This is a genomic window from Arenibacter amylolyticus, from assembly GCF_002150785.1.
Lineage (GTDB): Bacteria > Bacteroidota > Bacteroidia > Flavobacteriales > Flavobacteriaceae > Arenibacter > Arenibacter amylolyticus.
Genome location: NZ_MTAZ01000038.1, coordinates 22098 through 45817, shown reverse-complemented (window position 1 = coordinate 45817; position 23720 = coordinate 22098). Strand labels below are relative to the sequence as shown.

General features: G+C 40.8%; 20 protein-coding genes and 1 tRNA gene. 8 read left to right on the top strand and 13 right to left on the bottom strand.

What is annotated here, in order from left to right; genetic code table 11:
• Positions 1 to 182: 182 nt before the first annotated feature.
• The 4 genes from BV214_RS13085 to BV214_RS13070 form a co-directional block, all read right to left on the bottom strand.
• On the bottom strand, positions 183 to 1016 hold the full coding sequence (locus BV214_RS13085; protein WP_086477959.1) for a helix-turn-helix transcriptional regulator: 834 nt from the start codon (positions 1014 to 1016) through the stop codon (positions 183 to 185).
• Between the two features lie 455 nt (positions 1017 to 1471).
• Positions 1472 to 1978: a dihydrodipicolinate reductase C-terminal domain-containing protein gene (locus tag BV214_RS13080; RefSeq protein WP_245806795.1), complete on the bottom strand. Its 507-nt coding sequence runs from the start codon at positions 1976 to 1978 to the stop codon at positions 1472 to 1474.
• Positions 1979 to 2064: 86 nt separating this feature from the next.
• Positions 2065 to 3627 (bottom strand): DUF1186 domain-containing protein, encoded by a 1563-nt coding sequence (locus BV214_RS17145; RefSeq protein WP_086477958.1) that lies wholly within the window; start codon positions 3625 to 3627, stop codon positions 2065 to 2067.
• Between the two features lie 285 nt (positions 3628 to 3912).
• Positions 3913 to 3985: transfer RNA gene (locus BV214_RS13070), tRNA-Met, on the bottom strand.
• Positions 3986 to 4361: 376 nt separating this feature from the next.
• Here BV214_RS13070 and BV214_RS13065 point away from each other — a divergent pair.
• Both BV214_RS13065 and era read left to right on the top strand, forming a co-directional pair.
• Positions 4362 to 5843, top strand: a complete 1482-nt coding sequence (locus BV214_RS13065; protein WP_086477957.1) for a Na+/H+ antiporter NhaC family protein — start codon at positions 4362 to 4364, stop codon at positions 5841 to 5843.
• 46 nt (positions 5844 to 5889) lie between these two features.
• Complete coding sequence (gene era / locus BV214_RS13060) at positions 5890 to 6771, top strand: GTPase Era (protein WP_086477956.1); 882 nt, start codon at positions 5890 to 5892, stop codon at positions 6769 to 6771.
• On the opposite strand, the gene BV214_RS13055 is transcribed toward era, so the two are convergent.
• A complete protein-coding gene (locus BV214_RS13055) occupies positions 6745 to 7284 on the bottom strand; it encodes a GTP-binding protein (RefSeq protein WP_245806794.1) in 540 nt (179 codons plus the stop codon). The genes era and BV214_RS13055 overlap by 27 nt on opposite strands.
• Positions 7285 to 7369: 85 nt before the next feature.
• Here BV214_RS13055 and der point away from each other — a divergent pair, with 85 nt between their 5' ends.
• The 3 genes from der to BV214_RS13040 all read left to right on the top strand — a co-directional run bounded on the left by der (position 7370) and on the right by BV214_RS13040 (position 12184).
• On the top strand, positions 7370 to 8674 hold the full coding sequence (gene der / locus BV214_RS13050) for a ribosome biogenesis GTPase Der (RefSeq protein WP_086477955.1): 1305 nt from the start codon (positions 7370 to 7372) through the stop codon (positions 8672 to 8674).
• Positions 8675 to 8798: 124 nt separating this feature from the next.
• Entirely contained in the window at positions 8799 to 11537 is a 2739-nt protein-coding gene (locus BV214_RS13045; RefSeq protein ID WP_086477954.1) for an outer membrane beta-barrel protein, read from the top strand.
• 257 nt (positions 11538 to 11794) lie between these two features.
• Entirely contained in the window at positions 11795 to 12184 is a 390-nt protein-coding gene (locus BV214_RS13040) for a VOC family protein (RefSeq protein WP_086477953.1), read from the top strand.
• A 138-nt stretch (positions 12185 to 12322) separates the two neighbouring features.
• Here BV214_RS13040 and BV214_RS13035 read toward each other — a convergent pair whose 3' ends face one another.
• The 5 genes from BV214_RS13035 to BV214_RS13015 are packed head-to-tail and all read right to left on the bottom strand — an operon-like array spanning position 12323 to position 15506.
• The gene (locus BV214_RS13035) at positions 12323 to 13123 is read right to left on the bottom strand and encodes a TPM domain-containing protein (RefSeq protein WP_086477952.1); all 801 of its coding nucleotides are present in this window, start codon (positions 13121 to 13123) and stop codon (positions 12323 to 12325) included.
• Positions 13124 to 13136: 13 nt separating this feature from the next.
• Positions 13137 to 13574: a TPM domain-containing protein gene (locus BV214_RS13030; protein WP_086477951.1), complete on the bottom strand. Its 438-nt coding sequence runs from the start codon at positions 13572 to 13574 to the stop codon at positions 13137 to 13139.
• Positions 13575 to 13586: 12 nt separating this feature from the next.
• Positions 13587 to 14183, bottom strand: a complete 597-nt coding sequence (locus tag BV214_RS13025) for a LemA family protein (protein ID WP_086477950.1) — start codon at positions 14181 to 14183, stop codon at positions 13587 to 13589.
• 16 nt (positions 14184 to 14199) lie between these two features.
• Entirely contained in the window at positions 14200 to 14529 is a 330-nt protein-coding gene (locus tag BV214_RS13020) for a MerR family transcriptional regulator (protein WP_086477949.1), read from the bottom strand.
• Entirely contained in the window at positions 14529 to 15506 is a 978-nt protein-coding gene (locus tag BV214_RS13015; protein ID WP_086477948.1) for a M23 family metallopeptidase, read from the bottom strand. The genes BV214_RS13020 and BV214_RS13015 overlap by 1 nt, the downstream gene beginning before the upstream one ends.
• 102 nt (positions 15507 to 15608) lie before the next feature.
• On the opposite strand from BV214_RS13015, the gene alaS reads away from it, so the two are divergent.
• From alaS to BV214_RS13000, 3 genes are read left to right on the top strand one after another with little or no spacing between them, the layout of a single operon-like run.
• Positions 15609 to 18224, top strand: a complete 2616-nt coding sequence (gene alaS / locus BV214_RS13010; protein WP_086477947.1) for an alanine--tRNA ligase — start codon at positions 15609 to 15611, stop codon at positions 18222 to 18224.
• Between the two features lie 52 nt (positions 18225 to 18276).
• Positions 18277 to 19254: a GSCFA domain-containing protein gene (locus BV214_RS13005; RefSeq protein WP_086477946.1), complete on the top strand. Its 978-nt coding sequence runs from the start codon at positions 18277 to 18279 to the stop codon at positions 19252 to 19254.
• Positions 19251 to 19877, top strand: a complete 627-nt coding sequence (locus BV214_RS13000; protein ID WP_086477945.1) for a DUF4230 domain-containing protein — start codon at positions 19251 to 19253, stop codon at positions 19875 to 19877. Before BV214_RS13005 ends, BV214_RS13000 begins: the two co-directional genes overlap by 4 nt.
• A gap of 11 nt (positions 19878 to 19888) precedes the next feature.
• Here BV214_RS13000 and BV214_RS12995 read toward each other — a convergent pair whose 3' ends face one another.
• The 3 genes from BV214_RS12995 to BV214_RS12985 form a co-directional block, all read right to left on the bottom strand.
• Positions 19889 to 21154 (bottom strand): glucuronyl esterase domain-containing protein, encoded by a 1266-nt coding sequence (locus BV214_RS12995; RefSeq protein ID WP_086477944.1) that lies wholly within the window; start codon positions 21152 to 21154, stop codon positions 19889 to 19891.
• A 56-nt stretch (positions 21155 to 21210) separates the two neighbouring features.
• Positions 21211 to 22962 carry an aromatic amino acid hydroxylase gene (locus BV214_RS12990; RefSeq protein WP_086477943.1) on the bottom strand — a complete coding sequence of 584 codons (1752 nt, stop codon included), beginning with the start codon at positions 22960 to 22962 and terminating at the stop codon, positions 21211 to 21213.
• A gap of 174 nt (positions 22963 to 23136) precedes the next feature.
• Entirely contained in the window at positions 23137 to 23694 is a 558-nt protein-coding gene (locus BV214_RS12985) for a DUF4136 domain-containing protein (RefSeq protein ID WP_086477976.1), read from the bottom strand.
• Positions 23695 to 23720 lie beyond the last annotated feature (26 nt).

The window sequence follows — 23720 nt, the reverse complement described above, 5'->3', positions numbered from 1 at the left end:
AACATTTCCATAATCATTCGATTCTCCACTATCAATGGGAATGGTCTGGCTATTAAGGTATGGGGCATCTTGTTTGCTTTTTTCATAATCCATTAAATTAATGTTCTGCCAAATCGCTATTTAGTGACAAAAACTACTACATGCAACTATATATTATACCAATCGGTAAATGAATTGTAGATTTAGAAAGAAGCTATTTTCCCCATCTCATCCCTAAACTCACTTGGCGATTGACCAGATTTTTTTTTGAAGACATGAGAGAAGTATGAGTTTTCATTGTAGCCCAGTTCGTAGGCTATTTCAGAAATGCTTTTTTTCGTAGAGATCAACAAGTTTTTGGCTTCGGTAAGCTTACGCGTCTCGATGATTTCCGAGACACTCTGTTCTAAAATATTTTGGCATATCAAGTTTAAGTTTCTGGTGGACATAAATAGTTTTTCAGCATAAAAATCAACACCCAAAGGTCTGTGATAATTTTTTTCAAGAATGGACAGGAAATTCCCAAATGTTTCGTTCTGAGTTTTTTGCAAGGCTTCGTTGGTGTTGCCCAATTTTTTTATTTCAACCTCTATTATAGTGAACAAGGTACTCAAGAGTTGCTTGATAATGGCGTAGCTTGGGTTTTCTTGAGAAGTTTCATCGTTCATCATTTCGCATATTATTGAGAGTCGTTGAAAGCAGCTTCCTTTTTCTAATTTTAAATTGGCCTTGCCGTGAAAAAGAGAATAAAGTTGGAACCTAGTCTCTGGAATAAAATCACTCTTAAAACGAATTGCCCAAATCTCGCATTTCCCGTTATACAGTCTCGGTATTAACCGGTGTACCTTGCCTTTTGTGACGAAACTCACAAAAGGTGCCTGGGTTGTGGTTACATTAAAATCAATAAAATGTTCCAGCTCTCCACTTATACCAATCAATAATTCTTCAAAGTCGTGGCTATGTGGTTCATCTGGTTGGGAAGAAATAAATGTCGCTTCTGCTTCGTTAACTCTGAAAATATGGAATAGTTTATTCATTTAATATTATAGTGGTTTCAGGTTTCAACGAATGTCAAACTTCAAGTATTGATTATCAATATCCAGTTTTAATTCAAATTTACCAATTTGATGTTTAATTCTATTCTAGAGTCCAAATTTTCTTTTTTGAATAAAGGGATATGTATTGTTTTAGTGGTTTAAACTGTAGCTTATAGAGAATCTTGATCCAGATGATGCCCGCAAGTTTTTGTAATATTGCGTTGACTGCGGAATGTCATCCCTTTCGGTAGTCCACCCCTCGGAAAATGAATGAGAAGTTGGAATCCTTTAAGTTATCAAAGGCATATACTGCTTGTTGGAGCACTTTGTATTAGTCAATATGCCCTTTGGGACCCTTTGGCCCAATATCTTCCCCCTGGATATGTATTGATGGGTGCGAGCATTAGCCTTTACGGTTTAAAATCTGGTTTACCTAGTCAACTGTATTCGGTTGTTTAAAATTCCATTACACTGTCAAGCCCTCTTTTCAGTCCTTTGAAGGTTCCAACTTTCTCAATTGCAAGAAGTCCGCCTTTTACATAAGGTTCTGCACTTGCCCCCGAATCGTGTCGAATTGATAGTTTTTCATCTTTAAGTCCGAATATTGCTTCTATCGAAATGACGTGTCCAGGAAGTCTGACCGAATGCACTTGAACACCATTTAAATTTGCTCCACGGCTTGATTTCTCGCCAATAAGCTCGTCTTCGGTTACAAATTTATTTGGCTTTTGAATGTTTGAAAGTCGGTAGGCCAATTCCCTTGCAGTTCCACTAGGTGAATCTATTTTGTCTTCGTGAGTATAATCGATTATCTCAAAGTTTGGAATATATTTTGCCGCCATTTCCGAAAACATTTGAAGTAGCACGACCGAAATTGCAAAATTGCCAACAGCCAATACAGAGGCGTTATTTTTATTTGCTGTATTTTCGATTTCCGAATAATCCTTATCTGAAGTAACCACGATAAAATCTGACAGTTAAGAATTATATTTAAAGAGTGAAAACAACAAATATTAATCCTTAAAACCGTCAGACGAACTCGTAGCTATTACAAACAACATTTTTTATACTTTTTCCCGCTGCCGCAGGGACAGGGCTCATTCCGTCCAATTTTCGGTTCCGCAATTATAGGCATTTGTGAGGAATGTAGAAAATCAAAGAAATCTTCTGGAGGACTACCCAATTCCTCCCTGTAGCCGGCCCAAGTATTTGTTATGATGTCGTAACGGTCTGCCATGGGCAGAATTTCATTTCTTTTATCTCGGGGGCATGGTTGTTCAAAGGCTTCAATCACTTCCTGCCAGTCCCCGCAAATACCCTGGGACACTAACCCCCGGTCAAATAACTGTTTTATTTCCGGCACTAATTCTGCACCATCGATATCGATTACATTGCATATCAACAGCGCTATCACATCGCTGTCAATTACATTATCCTCTAGGCTGCTGTCCAAGAAAAACAGAATGACCTCCCTGAACCAGGCCAAAACCTCCTCGCGCCTTTCGGGATGGTGTAAGGCAAGCTGTTCCAATACATCCGTGATGGTAGTGCGGGCATAGGTGTCCAATCCGGGTGTATACATGAATTCTTTACATGCTTCCAGGTTATTGACGGCAATTTTGTAGATAGGTTCCCAAATTGCCGAAGTGAGAAAATCACCTAAAAAGAGCTCGAAATATGCATCGGATTGGCTCAGAACATCCAAAATGACATCCAAGCTGTCGGTTGCCTGGAGCTCTCCCAATAGGTAAATGGCATGGATTACAAAATTCATCTCCTCCTCGTCCCATCCGTTTTCTTCAATGGATTTTATAAAATAGCCATAACGGGCAATACTATCGAGTAACACCAATTCAAGGTCATTGATAAGTGTGTCCTTGGGGAGCGACAGTATTTTGTTCAGTTTTTCTTCACCGATGTGGAGTCCATGGGTGTAGAGCCATTCTATTTCCTCGTGATGGAAAGCGGGAGCTTCTTGGGTAGGATAAATTTTTTGAGGACTAGTCGTTACCGATATTCTAGTTTTCTGTTCTTCTTCAAAACGCGCTTGGCTTGCTTTTAGCGAGGCCGTATAGAATCGTTCCCAGGCCATTTCGGTTTCTTCGGAATCAGGTGCCAGTTCTTGCATTAAATTGAGTCGGACCTCCGCCTGCTCCAGGTCACCGATAGCGGAATAATAAAGGGTTGCGCATTTATAAAATGAAATGACCTCATTTATATGAAAGGTGTCGCGGTCTGGATAGAGCGATTGTATCTCCATGTTGGTGCCTAAAATTTCAGGCATTTTATCGTATTCCTGATTGAAGTAATATTCGCTTGCCAAGTTTAGCTTTCCGAATAGGTAATCGGGGTGTTCCGCAATAACCCACCTATTGGTCTCGTGCATCTTCTTGGTATCATTCAGTTGGCCGTACAGAACGGATAAATAATTTTTCAACTGAGGATTATTGGGATAGCGCTCTATAGCGTCCAGCAATTTTTGCACGCTCGATCTTTTTCCTTTTAACGCCAGTTTGTGAAACCATTCCAACTTGCGCGAAAGTTCAGGAGTAATTCCATTTTGTTTGTCCAACAAGTTTGGATCGGTGGTTATGTTGTAGTTTATTTCCATGTAGGGATGGTTGCGAGGTGTTGATTGACGATTTTATTTGCTCCCTTCAAATTACTAAGAGTCATTTTGACAATACATATCAAATTTAGACTATACTAACAATAATCAAAAACTTTTAGGAGGTATAAATCATGATTTTTTTTGGATCAAACACAACAACTGTCCGTGATGCCTTAAATATATAAATCCCAGAAAAGAGACTAAATCTTAAAAAATGTTGTACATATGTTGTACAGTAGAAATAAAAAAAGGGTCTCAATCTCTTGAAACCCTTGTTTTTACTAGTAGCGGGAACAGGACTCGAACCTGTGACCTTCGGGTTATGAGCCCGACGAGCTACCTACTGCTCTATCCCGCGATGTATGTTTACTGCACTTTTAAGGTGCTGCTATTTCAATTTTTCAACTCAGTAAGAGTAGGTACCCTGTCCTGAGCGTAGTCGAAGGATACTGCTCTATCCCGCGATGTATGTTTACTGCACTTTTAAGGTGCTGCTATTTCAATTTTCGTCTGGGCGATTGTTTCTGAGACATTGCCCGTTCGGGGTGCAAATATACAATCACTTTTCCATATAATCAAAATGAAATGGAGAATATTTTAAAATCTTTTTTTTCTTAGCAAGATTCCCCTTCCTTAGAAGTTTAAATTACCGTTGTTGTAGTACGGTGTTTAATTTCTTTCTATTTTGTAACCCTTTAAATAAAGCATATCTAAATTAACTCACCTTACTACTTATGGATAACTATGGTTTTCTCTCCATTTTGCCTCCCGTAATTGCCATTGTCCTTGCTCTGCGGACTAAGCAAGTATACGTTGCGCTGCTTTTCGGGATATGGTTTGCTTGGATTATTTTGGAGGATTGGAATTTTTTCACTGGTACCCTTGCCGCTGTAGAAGGCCTAGTTAACGTATTTAAATCCCCGGGAAATACCAGGACCATAATGTTTAGTGCCTTGGTAGGTGCATTGCTGTTGTTTATTCAATATTCTAAAGGGGTAGAGGGTTTTATTAATGTACTCAATAGAATAATTCTCCGTTTCGAAAAGAAACGGAGCGGATTTAGTAGGGTAGTAGTGCAATTGATGGCCTTGCTTACTGGGATATTGTTGTTTGTAGAGACTAGTATCAGCTCCTTAACCGTAGGTACCCTTTATAGACCGGTTTTTGATAAACTAAAAATTCCAAGGGAAAAGTTGGCTTATATCGCCGATTCTAGCTCTGCGCCTTCGTCCATCCTTATTCCCTTTAATGCTTGGGGTGCTTTTATAATGGGCTTGTTGCTTTCCCAGGGGATAGAAGATCCATTAGGCACCATGCTTTCCTCCATGGGCTATAATTTTTATCCCATGCTCGCCATATTATTTGTGTTTCTAGTGATAGTTTTTAAAAAGGATATTGGTCCTATGGCCAAAGCGGAAAAGCGGACCCGTCAAACCGGGAAATTGATGAATGACAACGCCCAACCAATGTTGTCTTCTACGGTCACCGCATTTGAGTCCAAGGAAGGAATAGCGGCAAAGGCCTATAATATGATAGTCCCACTGGCCACCATGGTACTGATGATGCCCGTATTTCTAGCATATACCGGTTGGGATGCGGTTCCTGCCTCTATTTCCTTTGGAGATCATGTTTTTCAAGCTATCGGGAATGGCTCCGGATCTTCTTCCGTTCTGTATTCCGTGCTCACTTCCATTATTGTTGCTATGCTACTATATAGGTCTCAAGGAATTATGAGGACCAAAGAAATGGTAAATTTGGTTTTAAAAGGGATCAGTGAATTAATGCCTTTAGCCCTATTAATGTTGTTGGCCTTTGCCATTGGGGATGCTTCAAATGAATTGGGGACTGGGGAATTTGTGGCTAATTGGTCCAAGGAATGGTTGTCTCCCGCTTTTTTACCAGCCACCATCTTTGTTATTAGCTCGTTTATTGCCTTCTCTACGGGAACCTCTTGGGGTACCTTTGCCATTATGATGGCGATTTCTGTACCTATGGCAGAAATACACGCAGTGCCCTTGCCGTTTGTGGTAGCGGCCACCCTAGGCGGGGGGATTTTTGGTGATCACTGCTCCCCCATATCGGATACCTCTATCATATCTTCCATGGCATCGGGGAGCGATCATATAGATCATGTAAATACTCAAATGCCCTATGCTATAATCGGCGGACTGGTTACAGTGGCCTTATACGTTATTTTAGGCTTAATTATCATCTAGAACCAAGGAATCCTTTACCTTTGCATCAAATAAAATAGATGAAATTATGTCCCATAAAGCCGGTTTTGTAAACATTATAGGAAATCCCAACGTTGGGAAATCTACGCTCATGAATGCTTTCGTGGGGGAAAAACTGTCTATCATTACTTCCAAGGCCCAGACTACTAGGCACCGGATCTTAGGTATAGTAAATGGGGACGACTTCCAAATGGTCTTGTCCGACACTCCAGGTATCATTAAGCCTGCTTATGAATTGCAGTCCTCTATGATGGATTTTGTTAAATCTGCTTTTGAAGATGCCGATGTCCTAGTGTACATGGTTGAAATTGGGGAGAAGGCATTGAAGGATCAAAAGTTTTTTGAGAAAATTAAAAACACCAAAATTCCGGTTCTGTTGCTGCTCAATAAAATTGACGTTTCCGAACAGGGAATGTTAGAAGAGCAGGTGCAATACTGGCAAGAGCAATTGCCAACAGCAGAGATTCACCCTATATCTGCCCTTCAGAATTTTAATGTAAAGGAAGTATTTCACCGTATTTTGGAATTACTACCGGAGGGTCCGGCTTATTATCCGAAAGATCAGCTGACAGACAAACCAGAGCGTTTTTTTGTTAATGAGACTATAAGGGAGAAAATCCTTCAATTTTATAAAAAAGAAATTCCTTACGCAGTGGAAATCGATACTGAGGAGTTTTTTGAAGATGAAAAGATAATACGCATGCGCTCTGTAATAATGGTGGAGAGAGATACTCAAAAAGGGATCATTATTGGCCATAAAGGAGCTGCTCTGAAGAGGGTAGGGGTTGAAGCAAGAAAGGATCTAGAAAACTTCTTTGAGAAACAGGTGCATTTGGAGTTGTACGTAAAAGTGAATAAAAACTGGAGGAACGATCCTAAGCAGCTAAAGCGATTTGGGTATAATAATTAATCTTTTTCGGTGGCCTAGGTAATATAAGTGCATAGCCGTTGTATTAAATAATTGTGCAGGTGTTCCATTTGGTGCCTGCCTTTTTTTTTTGCCCCACCTGCCAAAGACGTACAAGGCTACCCAAAGTACAACCATTAGCCCAATAAGACCAATTTGTAGGGTGTAGGAATGTCCTAGGGCATAACCGGAGTATGCCCAGATGCCCATTACAATAATGAGCGTAGCTATAATAAAATGGATAAACATAAAAAAGGTCCACAACGTAGGATTGGGTCCAAATAGGCCATATAGCTTGCTTTGTCCCTCCTCATAGTCCACAATTTCAAATTGCAATTGGGGGGTCCAAAAGTTAGATTCTGTTTTATTGAACTTTATAAATACGTGCTGTCCCAGGCTCTTTATAAGAAACGGCGGATCTTCATTTTCCCTGAATAATTCCAAAACAGGAAGGGCCTTTTCCTTCAATAGGAGTTGAAACCTAGGTCGTAAGGCAATGCCGTTGGGAAGAGTCATTGTTGGAGCTAAGTGTTAATAAAGGAGAAAAGATACTGTTTTTACCTCAATTTTTAATAGTACTTTTGCACCAAAGTTAAAGTATATGAGCGCTATAGTTGCCATTGTAGGAAGGCCCAATGTGGGCAAATCAACCTTGTTTAATCGTCTTATCCAGAGAAGGGAAGCTATTGTGGACGCCGTTAGCGGCGTTACACGTGACCGTCATTATGGTAAAAGTGATTGGAACGGTGTAGAGTTTTCAGTGATAGATACAGGTGGATATGTGCTGGGTAGCGATGATATTTTTGAAAAGGAAATAGATAGGCAGGTAGAACTGGCCATAGATGAAGCAGATGCCATTGTATTTATGGTAGACGTAGAGTCCGGAGTTACGGGTATGGATCAGGATGTTGCTAAACTATTGAGACGGGAAGAGAAGCCAGTGTTTTTGGTGGTGAATAAGGTAGATAACGCACAGCGGATGCAAGATGCTGTTGAGTTTTACTCACTTGGACTGGGCGAATATCACACCATATCCAGTATTAATGGAAGTGGTACCGGGGACCTGTTGGATGATTTGGTAAAAGTATTGCCTGAAAAAGCTAAACAACCAGACGATCTGCCACGTTTTGCCGTGGTAGGAAGGCCCAACGCTGGAAAATCGTCTTTTATAAACGCATTGATCGGAGAGGATAGGTATATTGTGACCGATATTCCTGGTACTACGCGGGATAGTATAGATACGAAATACAACCGGTTTGGATTTGAGTTTAACCTGGTGGATACCGCAGGAATTAGACGAAAGTCCAAAGTACGCGAGGATCTAGAGTTCTATTCGGTGATGCGTTCTGTAAGAGCCATAGAGCATTCGGACGTTTGTATCCTTATGTTAGATGCTACCCGTGGATTTGATGGGCAGGTAGAGAACATTTTCTGGTTGGCACATAGAAACAATAAAGGGATTGTAATATTGGTGAACAAGTGGGACCTAATAGAGGATAAGGAAACCAATACCATTAAACAGTATACCCAAAGAATAAAAGAGGCTATCTCACCCTTTGTAGATGTCCCCATTATCTTTATCTCCGTGCTTACCAAGCAGCGGATTTATAAAGCCATAGAAACGGCCGTTCAGGTTTATGAGAACCGAGCTAAAAAAGTGGTTACTAGAAAGCTGAATGATATCATGTTGCCTATTATAGAGAATTATCCACCGCCAGCCTACAAAGATAAATATGTGAAGATTAAATTCTGTACGCAGTTGCCAACTCCCTATCCGCAATTTGCATTCTTTTGTAATCTTCCACAATATGTGCGGGAACCTTATAAGCGGTTCTTGGAAAACAAATTAAGGGAGAATTTTGATTTTACAGGATCGCCAGTGTCCGTGTTTATGCGGAAAAAGTAATCCTATTTGCTGGGCCAAGTGCCTAGTAGTATTAAAGTTCTGTTAAGCTCTTTGGTTGTCTTTGGTGTTGGGGTATTTTTGGTAGTTTGTGAATTTACCAATATCCTAACACCAAACTTTACCAATGATAAGAGTAGTACTTTCTTTCCTGTTTTTTCTTTTCTTTTTACCTATCGTTTTTTCGCAAGATTTTACCCTTAGTGGAAAGGTAGTAGATGCGCTTACTAATACTCCTTTAGAGGCTTCTACTATCTATGCGGAATCTGTGAGAGACAGTAGTCTAATTACCTATACCATATCCAATCAAAAAGGGGAATTCCGATTGGAGGGCAACACTCCATTAAAGGAGGTAAAGCTTTTCTTTACCTATAATGGTTATAAGTCAATAGAGATGGATGTAGAGTTGCAGGAAAGCCTTGATCTTGGAAAGGTAAAATTAGAGGAGCAGGCCGAGGAATTGGATGAGGTACATCTTGTGGGGCATAGAATCCCTATTGCCATAAAAAAGGATACGTTAGAGTTTAATGCCGATTCTTTTAAGACTAGGCCAGATGCCACGGTAGAAGATGTGCTGAAAAAGCTGCCGGGCGTGGAAGTGGATTCCGATGGTAAAATTATGGTGAACGGAAAGGAAGTAGACCGGGTGCTGGTGAATGGTCAGGTGTTTTTTAGTAACGATCCCAAAGTGGCCACTAAAAGCCTTCCAAAAGATATTATCAGTAAAATTCAGATTGTAGATTCTAAAACAAAAAGAGAAGAATTCACCGGAGACGATGCAGAGGGAGAAAATAAGACCATTAACCTCACCATCAAGAAAGATAAGAATAAAGGATATATGGGTCGCGCATCGGCAGGTTACGGTACGGATGACCGGTATCAGCTCAGCGGATTACTCAATTATTTCAACGATACGCAACGCGTAAGTTTTATTGGAGGTGCCAATAATATTAACAACTCCGGTTTTTCGTACGATGAGATTTATGATATGGTGGGGAATTCCGGGGCTAGGGGATCTAACCTTCTTAATAATTTTGGAAATGGAATTACTACCTCATCAAATTTAGGAGCTAGTTATGCCAATGCTAAAAAAGGAAAGTATAAGGTAGATGGGAATTACTTCTTTGCATACAGTGACTCTTATAATGATCAGAAGACCAACAGGGAAAATATTTTACCAGATAGTAGGTACTTCACGGAGAACGTTTCCAATTTTACGGGGGCTACCAACTCTAATAGGGGAACTGTAAATCTGGAGTTCGATATAGATCCTACCCTAAGGGTGTCTGTGCAGCCTAATTTAAGTGCTAATTGGAGCAACTCTAACAATAGTAATAATACGATTAGTAAGAATGAGGATGGTGACCTTATAAACTCTAACGAACGGGTTTCTATTAGCGACGGCCACCAGAGAAACTTCTCCAATAGGGTGGGCCTAATGAAAAAATTGGATACCATTGGTACCATCTTAAGTTTTACTTTTTCCAATAACAATTCCGAAAATAAGAGTACTTCCAATCTAAGCTCTATCCGGGAGATTTATGGTGACAATGCCAGTGTAGAAATCTTGGATCAGCTTTCGGAAGTGGATAATAGACGGGACTCTTATGATTTAGAGGCTTCCTTTAGACAGCCTTTAAGCAACAAGTTATTCCTGAATCTAGGGTATCAGTTTTCTCATGATCGAAGGGGGGATAATAGGGAAGTAATGGATTACGACGATACTACAGGTGGGTATAATCTATTTAACGAAGCCTTGAGTTCCGATTTTAATTTTACCAACCAACAGCAAACCCCTTCCATAGGAATTCAGAGTCAGGGTGAAAAACTTAACTTTAGAGTCAGCGCAAATTATGTCTTTACGGATCTTACCAATACAGACTATTTAAGGAACAGTAACTTTTCTAATTCGTATGAAAACCTAACCTTCAGCAGTAACATTAATTATTCCTTGGGTAAAAATAAGCGATTGTCTTTTAGATATAATTCTAGATTGAATATTCCTAATGTAAATCAATTGCAGCCAGTTCCCAATGTAAACAACCCCCTAAATATCGTTATTGGTAATCCAAATTTACTGCCGGGTATAAATCACAATATCCGTTTTAACTTCAATAATTATAATTGGAGAGAACGGAGTGGAGTTTATTTGTATTCTGGGCTTAACATCCAAAATGATAGGGTGTCGGCTGTAACTACCACCGATGAGGATTTCTTAAGGACCACTAGATTTACCAATGTAAATGGAAACTATAATGGTTATGGTGGCTTTGGTTATTCTAAGCAGATTAAGAAAGATAGTGTATATACCTTAAGATTTAATATAAGGCCTAGCTTTAGCATAGATCAGCGAGTAAGCTTTACCAATGGGACAGAACTTAAGGGGAAGAGCTTTAGTGTATTTCCTTATGTCTCTACCACCTATAATTACAAAGAGCTCTTGGAGATAGAGCCAGGATATGGTATTTCCTTTAACAATACCAAATACAACCTAGACCGTCTAGATGATATTAGGTATACTTCTCAGAATGCTAGTCTAAGGGTGACTAGTTATTGGCCCAAAAACTTAATTTGGGGTAACGACCTACGCTATAGTTATAACGGGAACGTGGGTCCAGGATTTAATAAAGATGCCTTGTTCTGGAACATGAGTCTGGGGCTGCAGGTGTTAAAAGAGAAAGGAACTGTGAAAATATTGGCGTACGACCTCTTGGATCAAAATATAAACACCCGAAGGACCACTGGGGAAGATTTTATCCAAGATTACCAGGGAACCATGCTAAAACGCTATTTTATGGCTAGTTTTAGTTATAAGTTCGATCAGTTTGGAGGGAGTAAGCAACGAGGTAGGGGAAGACGATTTTAAACCTTATACTGCTCGCTTTTTCTTAGTGTAATTAATTAACCGCGCATCGGTTTATGTCTATGTGGTTCTTGGTGGTTTCAAAAGAATGCAAAGCAAACCGATTGGCAGATTATTGGGTTATACTTTATGGTAATTGCTGAAACTATCCTAGGTGTGGGGATTAATAGAAAGATAGCGCCAATTAATATCAATTTATGGAATGCTGTATAAATAAATTCCTGTAACTTTAAGGAAGTGTAACCAGTAAAATAAAAGATATGGCGGCTAAAAATCCTGTGGTTTGGTTTGAGATATACGTAAACGAAATGGAAAGGGCCAAAAAATTCTACGAGGCCGTATTTAAAATTGAATGTAGTGTGCTTGACCTGCCTGAAGAAACTCAGGAGAATTTAACGATGCTTGCATTCCCCATGAATATCAACGGTTCTGGAACTAGTGGAGCGTTGGTGAAGGTAGATGGCATGGAAGCAGGGGGAAACAGTACAATGGTATATTTCCATTGTGACGATTGCGTTGTGGAAGAGAGTAGGGTAGAAAAAGCTGGAGGTAAGGTGTCGCGGTCCAAACAGTCCATCGGAGCCTATGGTTTTGTTTCCCTTGTTTATGACACAGAGGGTAATATGATTGGGTTGCACTCTATGTCATAAGAGCAGAAATGCATCTAAAGATATGGATTGGATTTTAGGAAATTTACAGCAAGTTAGTTTTGTTTGAAAATTAGCATTTGTATAAATGCTAGCCCTCCTTTTTGTATAATAATAAGCGTAGCAAATAGGGTTAAGCTTCTACCAGCTTCCCCCTGCGCCGCCACCGCTAAAGCCGCCGCCGCCAAATCCGCCACCAAATCCTCCGCTGAAGCCGCCACCACTGCCAAAGCCCCCTCCAGAAGAGCCTGTTCTGTGTCCACTGCGGCCCATATTGCTTAGAACAATGATGTCCCAGATATCTAATCCGCCCGATCTACCGCCGCCGCTACCACTATTGCCACCTCTTCTTCCTCTGTTGGAGAGGATTATCATGATGATAATAAATATAATTATTGGGAGTATGGAAGAGAAGGGGAGGTCGTTAGATTGCCCAAAGGTGCGGTCCTCTTTATACTTGCCATTTAATACCTGGATAATAGCATCGATTCCCTTGTTAAGGCCAGCATAGTAGTCGTTTTCTTTAAATTCAGGGATAATTACGTTTCTTGTAATCTCACCCACGATACCTGCTGTGAGTCTATCTTCTACCCCATAGCCGGGGGATATCCATATTCTTCGTTCTTTTTCTGCCAATAAAATAAAAACTCCATTGTCTTTGTCTGCTTGGCCTATTCCCCATTCGTGGGCCCATTTGGGAGTTAAGAGGCCAATATTTTCTCCATTTATGGTAGGGACTATGGCAATAACAATTTGTGTTGAAGTAGTATCTGCGTAGGCAAGAAGCTTTGTTTTAAGAGCATGTTCCTCTGTAGTGGAAAGCATCTTAGCGTAATCATAGACACTAGTAGGGGTTTTAGGAGGCTCGGGAATATTGAACTGAGCGAAAATACTAGTGGTACACGCTGTTAAAATCCAGAATAATAGTATTCTTTTGAACATTGAAACTTGTAAGTTATCCTCGTGAAATTTCGTCCGAAAGCTCATTTTTATTGTCTTCCCGCCATGGAAAATGAGCTTTAAGTTCTTTTCCGGCCAGCAAAATGCCTTCTATTAAACCTTGTTTAAAGCGTTTAGCTTTAAAATGGGAAATGATAGTATTTTTGGTAGCGTCCCAGAAATTTTTTGGTACTACTTTATCAATTCCCTTCCCTCCACAGATGGCGAAAGTGTGTTCTTTTGTGGCTACATAGATTAATACCCCGTTGTCTTGTTTGGTATTGTCCATTTTTAGAAGATGAAAAACTTCCTTGGCACGTTCCAATGGGTCTTTGCCGCACCCATTTTCTATATGCACACGTATTTCTCCCGAAGTATTATTTTCAGCAATGCGAATAGCTTCAATAATTTCCCGTTCTTCTTCAATGGTTAAAAAATCTTCACTGGAGGGCATTTTTTCTTCTAATTAAAAATCAAATTCAACATCTACCGGTCTTTCGGCGCCAGGTTCAGAATCAAAATAAGGTTTGTCGTCAAAGCCAAGCCAACCGGCTAAGATGGAATTTGGGAATATCTTCACATGGTTGTTGTAGGGCTTTATAGCCTCGTTAAACCGTGTTCTGGCAGTTTGTATAGTGTTTTCGGTACTTGTTAACTCGTCCTGAAGCTTTAAGAAATTTTGATTCGCTTTTAAGTCGGGATACCGCTCCACTGTTACCAAAAGTCGGGATAAAGCACTGCTTAATCCCCCTTGTGCCTGATTAAATTCTTGTAATTGTTCCGCAGTGATGTTGGAAGGATCAATAGTGGTTTGTGTTGCTTTGGATCTTGCTTCAATAACCTCTCGAAGCGTATTGCGCTCAAAATCGGCAGCTCCTTGTACGGTTTTTACAAGGTTCCCAATAAGATCGTTACGCCGTTGATAGGAGGTTTGTACATTACCCCACGCCTCACTAACATTTTCATTTAAGGATATTGCGGTGTTATTAAAGCTTACTCCCCAGCGGTAAAATCCTAGGGCAATAATAACTATGATAATTACTGGGATTAACCATTTTTTCATAACTAGCTGTTTTTAATTATAGTTGATTTTTTATTTTGATCAATTCTGCTTTTACTTTCTCTAATTTTTGAATGACTTCAAAAGAGGTTAGGGTCTTTAACCTGTTTTCCTTTAGTTGAATTTTTGCACCATCCAGGGTAAAGCCGCGTTGCTTTACCAAATAATAGATAAGCTTAAGGTTTTTTATGTCCTCAGGGGTGAATTTTCTGTTGCCCTTGGCATTTTTTTTGGGTTTTAGTACATCAAACTCCGATTCCCAAAAACGGATAAGGGAAGCATTCACCTTAAAGGCTTTGGCAACTTCACCTATTCCGTAATACCTTTTCTCAGGCAAATCTATATGCATTAATCTAAAGATTGATTTTCTTGGGTGGCATATTTCAGCATATTCTCAAACTCCTCCGGACTTAAACTTCCATAGTAAAAATTAATGGGGTTAATCCGTTGTTGGTCTTTCCATACCTCATAGTGCAAGTGAGGTGCTTCGGACCTTCCGGTATTCCCCACAAATCCTATAAGATCTCCGCGCTCCACTTTCTGGCCTTTTCTAACGTTGTACTGACTTAAGTGTGCGTAGAGGGTCATATATCCATAACCGTGGTCTATTCTAATGTGCTTTCCATATCCAGAAGAATTATTGTCTGCCCGTAATACCTTTCCATCTCCGGTTGCATAGATGGGGGTTCCCTTCGGAGAAGTGAAATCCATCCCCCAGTGCATTTTTCGGGCCTTGGTAAAGGGGTCTGTACGCCATCCATAGCCAGAAGCCATTCTGGTAAGATCTTCATTGCTTATAGGCTGTATCGCTGGGATTGCCGCCAAAAGCTTTTCCTTTTCTTCGGCTAATTTAGTAATCTCATCCAAGGACTTAGATTGAATTACCATCTGTTTTTGAATTATTTCCATTCGCTTCGTAGAAGCAATGATCATTTCAGAATTGTTAAAACCTTCCAACTGCTGGTAGCGATTAATTCCACCAAATCCGGCTCTTCTTTGCTCCTCTGGGATAGGGTTGGCTTCAAAATACATTCTATATAGATTGTTGTCCCTTTCCTCAATATTTGCCAAAACTTGCTCTATTTGAGACATTTTCCTGTTGAGAATTTCAAATTGGAGCTCGTAATTCTTAACTTCCCGCTGTAAGGAGAGCTCCTTTGGGGTGTTAATTAAATTAGTGTTCATTAAGAATACTAACCCTAGAAGTCCAAAAAGCATGGAGCCAAGAAAAAAGAAGGCGATATTCCTATACTTTTTTGCTTTTCTGGGTTCTATCTTGCGATAAGATAGGGTGTCTGGGTCGTAATAATATTTTACCTTAGACATGTATGTAATTTATTCTATTTTTGTGCGGGTTTTTATCCAGCTTGCAAAGTTAAGAAATGTTTTCAAGCATTAGTTAAATATATAAAAAGCTTACGAATTTACATGAGATCCCAAGATATAAGAGCCAAGTTTTTAGAATTTTTTGAGGAAAGAGCACATAAAATTGTTCCTTCAGCACCCATGGTCATTAAAGACGACCCAACCTTAATGTTCACCAATGCCGGGATGGTACAGTTTAAAGAGTTCTTTCTGGGCAATTCTGTACCTAAATCCAAAAGGGTAGCCGATTCCCAAAAGTGCCTTAGGGTTAGTGGTAAACATAACGACCTGGAAGAAGTGGGTATGGATACCTATCACCATACCATGTTCGAAATGTTGGGGAACTGGAGTTTCGGAGATTATTTTAAAGAAGAGGCTATTGCCTGGTCCTGGGAATTTTTAACCGAGGTATGTAAAATTGATAAGGATAGTCTTTACGTAACCGTTTTTGAGGGGAGTAAGGATGCCGATAATTTGGAGCAAGATATCGAGGCGCTCAATTTTTGGCGTAAGATTGTGCCCGAAGACAGAATATTGTTTGGCAATAAAGCAGATAATTTTTGGGAGATGGGAGACCAGGGGCCTTGCGGTCCTTGTTCCGAGATCCATGTAGATATTAGGCCCAAGGAGGAGAAAGATAAAGTCTCCGGTGCCTCTCTGGTCAATATGGACCATCCGGAGGTAGTGGAAATATGGAACCTGGTATTTATGCAGTATAACAGAAGGGCCAATGGCGATTTAGAGCCCCTACCTGCAAAGCACGTAGATACGGGAATGGGCTTTGAGCGCCTCTGTATGGTCATGCAAAACGTACGTTCTAACTACGATACCGATATTTTTACCCCCCTTATCAGAGAGGTAGAGACCATCGCAAATGCCAAATATGGGAAGGATGAGAAGGTGGATATTGCCATCCGGGTAATCGTAGATCATATTAGGGCAGTAGCATTTTCCATTGCAGACGGACAGTTGCCCAGTAATACCGGTGCAGGATATGTGATCCGTAGGATCTTAAGAAGGGCTATTAGATACGGCTTTACTTTCTTGGATACCAAGGATCCCTTTATGTACAGATTGGTAGAAGTGCTTGCCGATCATATGGGGGAGGCATTCCCGGAACTTAGGATGCAGAAGCAATTGATAGAGAATGTGGTGAAGGAAGAGGAACAATCTTTCTTGAAAACATTGGATCAAGGGCTAATTCTGTTAGATACTATGATCCAGGCCAATAAAGGTAAGGTTATGGATGGCCGAATGGCCTTTGAGCTTTATGATACCTATGGATTTCCTAAAGATTTAACAGCCCTTATTCTTAGTGAAAGAGGATATGGTTTAGATGAAAAGGGATTTGAGGCGGCCATGCAAGAGCAAAAGGCACGCTCTAGATCGGCCTCAGAAGTTTCTAAGGACGATTGGGTAATCTTATCCGATGATCCAGAACAGGAATTTGTAGGGTACGATCTAATGGAAACCTCCGTGAAATTGGTGAAATATAGAACGATTACCACCAAAAAGGAGGGCAAGAAGTATCAGTTGGTATTCAATATGACTCCGTTTTATCCCGAAGGTGGAGGACAGGTAGGAGATAAAGGTTACCTGGAAGCGCCCAATGGGACGGTATATTATATCTTGGATACCAAACGGGAAAATAACGAAATTGTACATTTTACCAAGGAACTCCCTGCCGAAACCGATGCGCGTTTTAAGGCGGTAGTAGATAAAAAACAACGTTTTAGAACTGCTTGTAACCATACTGCTACCCATCTATTACACCAAGCCTTACGGGAAATTCTTGGTACGCACGTAGAACAGAAAGGTTCTGCCGTGCACTCCAAATACCTACGATTCGATTTCTCTCATTTCGCCAAGCTTACCGTGGATGAAATACAGGAGATAGAAAGCTTTGTGAATGCTCGTATCTACGGCAACCTGCCACTAGAGGAGCAGCGTGGTATTCCTATGGAGCAAGCTATGAAAGAAGGTGCAGTGGCTCTTTTTGGAGAGAAATATGGGGACACTGTAAGAACCATCCGTTTTGGACAGTCCATTGAGCTTTGTGGAGGAACCCATGTAGAGAATACAAGGGATATATGGCATTTTAAAATAAGGTCTGAGGGTGCAGTAGCCTCGGGAATAAGAAGAATAGAAGCTATTACCTCCGATGCGGTAAAGGAATTTTATTCCGAAAATAATAGAATGGTCCTCCAGATTAAAGATTTGTTGAACAATGCTAAAGATCCCGTTAAGGCAGTTACTGCCTTGCAGGAGGAGAATTCATTGTTGAAAAAGCAAGTGGAAGGCTTGTTAAGGGACAAGGCCAAGAATTTAAAAGGCGACCTTTTAAATGAACTTAGCGAGGTTAATGGAGTGCAATTCCTCGCAAAACGGATCGACCTGGATGCTGCAGGAATTAAAGATTTGTCCTTTGAAATGGGAGGGGAAAGAGATAACCTATTCCTTTTGTTCGCTACGGAAAAAGATGGAAAAGCCCTATTGGCATGCTATATTTCCAAGGAAGTAGTGGCCCAAAAGAATTTAAATGCAGGGACCATCGTTAGAGAATTAGGGAAGTATATCCAAGGTGGGGGCGGAGGCCAACCATTTTTCGCTACTGCCGGGGGGAAAAACCCAGCGGGTATCCCAGAGGTTTTGGAGAAAGCCAAAGATTACTTGGGATAACAGCCAATTAGATGGGGCCAATTTGGTTTCAATAAAGTAGGTGAATTACACAATGAAACTACAGACCCAAATACCATTAAAGAAGGCTAGCAGCCCAATAGACTACCAAAGTAAGGTGGTTTTATTGGGCTCTTGTTTTTCTAAAAATATAGGGGATAAGCTCAGTTACTATAAATTCCGTACCCTTTGCAATCCCTTTGGCACTCTTTTTCATCCGCAAGCAATGGAAGCATTGGTGCGTAGAGCGGTTAATAAGGAGTATTATACCGAGAATAACGTCTTTTGCTATAATGGACAATGGCATTGCTTTGATGTCCATTCCAGCTTATCGGCAAATTCCAAAGAAGCATTGCTCCAAAATTTAAATACGAGTTTAGAGATTGCCTTAGCGCATATTACCAAAGCCTCCCACCTTATAATTACCTTGGGAACCGCATGGGTGTATCGGCATAAGGAAACAGATCGGATGGTTGCCAACTGCCATAAGGTGCCACAAAAGGAGTTTAACAAGGAAATGATTTCCATAGAAGAGAACACGCTTATTCTAAAGCGTATGGTGGAGTGTGTTGAAAGTGTTAATAAGAATATCCAGTTTATTTTCACGGTTTCCCCAGTAAGACATCTTAAAGATGGTTTTGTGGAAAACCAGCAAAGCAAGGCAAACCTAATCACCTCTATACATGCAATTCTTAGTGAAATATCGGCAAGGAAAGACAATACTGGATCCAAGGCACATTATTTTCCCTCCTATGAAATAATGATGGATGAATTAAGGGATTATCGCTTTTATAATGCGGATATGGTTCATCCCAATACCCTGGCAGTAGATTATATTTGGGAGAAATTTAGTTTTATGTGGCTGTCCACAACGGTGCTGCCAGTAATGGAAAAGGTAGACAAGGTTCAAAAGGGTTTGTTGCATAGGCCATTTAATCTATCTTCGGACCAGCATAAGAAGTTTCTGGTGAAACAACAACAAAAAATTAAGGAGCTCCAAGAAGAGTATCCGTTTATGAAATTTAAAGAATGAGAGGTTTTATAATTGGTGTGGTGTTGGCCTTAACGGCCGTCTTGATTATTCGTTCCTGTTCGGAAGAAAATAAGAAGGATTCTATTTTGGAGGAGAATGCGGTGATGTTGCAAAAACAGGTGAATAATGTAGCCAAGCTAATTGTTACTGAGGGACACTTTTCCCAAGTCTATAACTATAAGGATTCCCAACAACTTTTTGGGCCTTTAATCACTGCCAAGAAAAAGGCGTTGGTAGTGGTGAATGCGGAGGTGACGGTAGCATATGATCTAAGCTTAATCGATTTTGAAGTAGATAAGGAGTCCAAAACCTTGTATATCCGCAGTATTCCCGAAGCAGAAATTAAATTGTACCCAGATTTTGAATACTACGATGTTACGGCTGATTTTCTGAATCAGTTTAATGCAGGGGATTATAATAAGATAAAGAAAAACGTACACGCTTCCCTGATGAAGCAAATTAACGCTTCCTCGATAATTACCAATGCAGAAAACCGCTTGATAACTGAGTTGTCTAAGTTTTTGGTGCTCACCAATTCCATGGGGTGGACCTTGGTATATGGGGATCATACGGTTCAGGGATTGGAGGACCTACGAGCTCCAAGTCACATAATTAAAAATTGAGAAGGGGGCGTTTATCTTAAAAAACGGTTGGCCCACTTTATATACTGCTCCCAGTCGTACTCCGTTATATCGTGCTTGCCACTTCGTATATGATAGGCCAGGGTGTTTAGTATAGGGGTATTGGTGACGGGCATTTCTAAGGAGGGAATCCCTTTCTTTTTAAACAATTCATATACGGGAGTAGCATAATAGGCAGCGAGAAATTCCCCCTTGGGATCTGCCCAACGGTCTTCTTCAGCACTGGCAATATACAAGGGTCTTGGGGCAATCAGTGCCAAAAGTTGGTGTTGGTCTACCTCCAAGGCAGTTTCATTGTTATTATATTTTTGAAAATTGGAGCAGAACCAATGGGGGAAACGTTGATTGATGGTGGCAATGGTCTCTCCGTAGGTTCGTTTAGACATGGCAGCGCCACCACATCCAGAGTTGTTGGAGATCACCGCTGCGAATCGCTCGTCATTGGCCCCTGCCCAGAGAGCAGCTTTTCCAAGGCGTGAATGTCCAAAAACTATAACTTTAGAATTTTTGGTCTCCTCATACCTTTCCAAGAAATCCATGGTTCTGTGAAGTCCCCATGCCCAAGCGGCAATACTACCCCACTCATTTTCTTTTGGGTGTTGCTGGCCATTCTGATAAAAAAGGGCGTGAATACCATCGGAAAAATCGTTTTTGTCCGGGTCTACCTCCCCGTAGTATATGGTGGCCAATCCGTAACCGGCCTCGATAATTTGAGTTAAGGGCCATCGGCTGCTTTTTGCACCTCTTGTCTGCTCCGTTAAAGTATGGTTGGTAATTCCCAAAAGGGCATTGTTGTTGGTCCAAGCGGTGGAGACCAATACCTCCGTCTCATCGGTAACCGTGTGGTTGCCAAAGAAATTATAACCTAGGAATATAGGGGCATTCGCTACCTCCTTGGGGAGATATAGTAAGATGGTAAAGGTTAAACTTTTATTGTCCCTGCTAAAGGTTTGTTCAATCTGCAAGCGTTTGGCCATTCCTCCCAAGGCGTTGTGGTCCTTCTCCAAAATTTTGGAAGATAGGTGCGGCTTATGTGCTGGAAACGCACCATATACTTCGTTAGTGAAATATTGAAGGATTTCTGGTCTTCGCTTGTTTTTCCATACAGAGGCAGTGGATATTTTTTCGCCTTCAAAGGTGGTTAGTGGGTTGGGTACCTTAAAAAAAGGTACGTTGTTTTCATCGTAAAGTGCTTGAGCTTTAGAAGAGGACATGGGATATAGAAATAAAAGCAAGGTAAAATGGACCAATAACTTCATGTAAGTATATTTCTAGGGCCATCTACCCCTTACTGTGCGTATATAAGTGAAAGCGCCTAAATTACTAAATTTTTATCCACCAATTCCAGGCCGTCATCAATTAAGCGGCCTACCTTGGGTTTGTTTCGTTTTACCTTCTCAAGGTGATTTACAATCCTATCGGCAAAGGCGTGGTCGCCGTTATTTTTTGCCAATTCATACAACTCCACGGATAGTAGCCAATCATCGGGATGGTTGTTTACCAATTCTTGAAATACCTTATTTCTGGAGATGTTGGTGTTTTTCCTTTCCCGGTATTCCCTAACCTGCCGATAAAGCTCCTCCAGTTGCAGTCGCCACTTGGTTGGGGTTGACTTTATGGTGGTGTCCGAAATGGTATGGGTAATTAAATCGAAACTAGAAAGGTCTGCAGGGCCGTTAAATACGGAATCAATGGTTTGCCCTACGGCCATATTGTAAAGCCCCTGTGCTGGGTGGAAAAGAATTTGGTCCTGGTATTTTACGGTGCAGTTGGAAAAAGTAATCAAGATAATTTCACCCTTTAGGTTTCGCGTGCCAGTTATTATTTCCCCACTTATGGTTACGCCACCCACAAATTCAAGAAGCACAGTTTCACCTTCGTAAATATTATAGGCTTTTAGGTCTCTTGGACTCATATCCTCAATAGCAATATTGATTCCTTTTAATTTTCCAACTGGAGAGCCAAACCCCTTGGGATAATGCCTTGTCCCATGTCCTATTAATTCCTTACCTCTATAAGACAGTGCGGTTTTGCCTTTGGTAGAGAAATAGATGGGCTTCCCTTCATGGGCAATGGTATTATCAAATTTCCCGGAAATTTGTATACCTGTGCTTAATTCCACGGTCCCCAATTCTTTAGATTCTACCAGTTTCTCCAATCCGCTTAGGCCACCTTTCCGAAGGGCCATGGTATTGGCAAACTCTTCCAGAACTTGGTTGAGGTAGGCAAAATCTGGTGTGACAAATAATTGTGGTTGCGGCTGGGTAATGTCAAAAGAGGTGTGGACTGCTTCAATGGAGTAAGGGAGTTTCTTAACCTTGTCTGTCATACACCAAGCACTCTCGCCAATAGAAGATAAAAGGCCGGCGCCATAAATTTTTGGGTTCTCCAAGGTGCCTATCAGCCCGTATTCTACCGTCCACCAGTGTAGGTTTCTGATAAGCGCCATTTCGCTAGGCTCCCCCATATTCTGTTGGAGATCCTCAATTTTTTTCTCTGCTTTTGTTATCAGTTCCTGGGGTGTGCCTTCGGCCTCCTTTATGATAGAAAGGTGTCTTACCGCTTCATAGAGCTCATAATCTTTTCTACTGGAAATGGCCTTGCTGCCAATCTCTCCAAACCTCCTTAGGTATTCTGCATATTCTGGATTGGCGATGATGGGAGCATGCCCGGCACCTTCATGAATGATATCTGGGGCTGGGGTGTATTCTATATGCTCTAACTGCCTAATGTCGGAGGCAATTACCAAAATATTGTAAGCTTGGAACTCCATAAATGCACTGGGAGGAATAAATCCGTCTACGGCTACCGCAGCCCATCCGATATCTTTCAAGATCCGGTTCATTCCATACATATTGGGAATATGGTCTATGGCAATACCTGTTTTTCGGAGACCGTCTACATAGCTTTTATGCGCAACCTTACTAAGGTAGTCAACATTTTTTCGCATTACATAGCGCCAGACTGCTTGGTTAATAGGAGTGTATTCCTCATAGTTTTGAGGCTTTATATACTGCTTTAAATGCTGGGGCAGCTTATCCAATATATAGTTGCTTTTGTACGACATGGATGCAGGTTTTACAAATCAACTAAATATACAAAAAAGCAGCCCCAAAAGGAAGTGGGAATTCCTTTTGGGGCGTGGGCTTTCCAGAAAACTGGAAAAGGCCTTACATAATTGGGTGTCGCTCTTTATGAATACATTATAGAAAGCTATAAAAGTGTGCTTTTGCCTACCTCCTTATTTGCTTTCCGATCCCGGTGGATAGGCTTGTAGGATTTCGGCAACAAACTCTCTAATACGTGCCTCCTTCTTTTCAATGTTTTTAATATTGTGCAAGCTGCCAACTCCTCTTCCCTGCCATACTAGTTCCTTGTTTTTGGCATCTATAATATCTATGTATAAGGAGCCTTCCGTTCTGGTGCTCACATTACCATGGTTGTATGGGCCTCCCCAGAAATACGGATTCCATCCCCAGCCATAATATCCTGCGCCCCAATAATTACTATATACATCTACCTGCTGTCTTTCCTTAGTGAAAATACTGATTAAGATGTCTGGTTCATTAGATTTTACAAAACCTCGAGCGCTCATTTCAGCATCAATAGCTTTGAGTATTCTTTTCTTGTCAAGGTCCGAAATTTGGGCCTTGTCTATGCCAGTTTTGTAAAATGCAAAGGTCTTAAAATTGTTGAAATTTGCCTCTCTATCGTAATCGGTCAGCACTTGCACCGAAGAACAGGACGCCAAAAGTAGGATGGCGAAAAGGGGAGCAAATAGTAATTTGATATTTTTCATAACTATTTTTTTTAATTCGTATTCAT